The sequence below is a fragment of the Bradyrhizobium sp. P5_C12 genome, from assembly GCF_054049735.1.
This window is the reverse complement of record NZ_JBFULU010000124.1, coordinates 1-1,369: the sequence shown is the minus strand read 5'-3', so window position 1 is coordinate 1,369 and position 1,369 is coordinate 1. Positions and strand designations below refer to the sequence as shown.

Here is a 1,369-nt window from a genome sequence, read left to right as displayed (position 1 = left end):
ATATTGCACCTACCGGTATTGGAAAGATTTTAGAGAAGGTGAAATGCGGCGCGGCGGATCAGCGGAAACCGCTCGTGCAAAATGGCATAAACTGCATCCGCCCCCAGGCTAGATGGCTGGTGGGCCGCAATGGGTTAAAATGCCAAGAACTCGATCTGAGCAAATCTTGTCCGCCCTGCCTTAATAAGCGGACCTCAACGAGGCGCCGCGTTACTTCGCTGATTGGCCAGAAGCGAAGCTGAGAGTTTGACGCATATCACGTCGTAGGTCGGACTAAGCCACGTTAGCGACTGCTCGACGATAATCCCGATGCACTCTTTTCGCTTTGCGTTGATCGCGGCTTCAAATCCGATCCATCCCGGCAATGACGCCAAGAAACCAGCCGCTGAAGAAAGAGGCGCTAAGCATCATGAGATTGATCGTTGCGGAAGGACTAAGCTGTTCTTGAAAGTGAACAAATCCGATCAGCCCTAGCAGCGTACAAATTAGAGCGCAGAACGCGGGCCAAAGCGCCCGCCGTCGCGCTACGAGCCGCTGGGCCGGGGCAGTCCACTGAGAGTCCCGTGAGAGATTACAGGATCGACGAAACGATACCTCGTAAGTCAAGACCACCACGATCAGACAGGCAGTGAGCAAGTACATGGACACAATCACAATCCTTCGCGCCTAAAGGTTCTATCGGCCCGTTCCAAAAGAAAGGCTTGCGGGACAGATCGAAGTTCATCAATTGCGTTATTGGTTCCCTAACTAGCGCACGAAGTCAGCTACGGGTCAAAAGTAGCGGTAGGCCTAAGCTGAACCGACGCCCGGTTTGCCCCTGACAGCCGACATGGGACGGGCTTCGAGCGAGCTTCGGCTAAGGGCCAAAAGGCGACCTTTCAAAACGCGAAGTTCACTATGTCAGCCAGGTAGTGTCCAAGAACTGCAGGCCAAAGTGCCCCGGATCGGCGGTACAACATCATCAACAAGCCACCTATCACCATAGCCGCGCCAATATTCCCGAAACCCGTCCACCAGTGATAGGCTCCAAACAAAAATGAGGTTGCGAGAACCAAGGCATAGCCGTCATCCAAATAGCTCTGGAGCAGATGACGCGCACAGCGGCGGAATACGATCTCCTCACTTAAGGCGACTAGCCCAAGACCAAAAAAGATATCGACGACATGTAGCCAGCCCTGCACTTCAGGATATGCCCCGAGCACTGTCGCAGGTAGGCCTCCATTAATGGTTCGTTGGATCCAACCGCCCCAATAGTGGTCCGCGAGGACAATGCCGACAATCCAGATGGTCACTTCCCATCGCGCCATTCGAAGTGGTTCAAATCGGAAGGCTATCTTCCGCGCAGCAGGTATGGCGCACAGAACTGCCA

General features: G+C 54.1%; 2 protein-coding genes. One reads left to right on the top strand and one right to left on the bottom strand.

What is annotated here, in order from left to right:
- Positions 1-242: hypothetical protein (locus ACXJMY_RS37880; RefSeq protein ID WP_456624449.1), on the top strand; the 242-nt coding region annotated here is incomplete at its 5' end.
- A 636-nt stretch (positions 243-878) separates the two neighbouring features.
- Here ACXJMY_RS37880 and ACXJMY_RS37875 read toward each other — a convergent pair.
- On the bottom strand, positions 879-1,369 hold a 491-nt coding region (locus ACXJMY_RS37875; protein ID WP_456624448.1), incomplete at its 5' end, for a CPBP family intramembrane glutamic endopeptidase.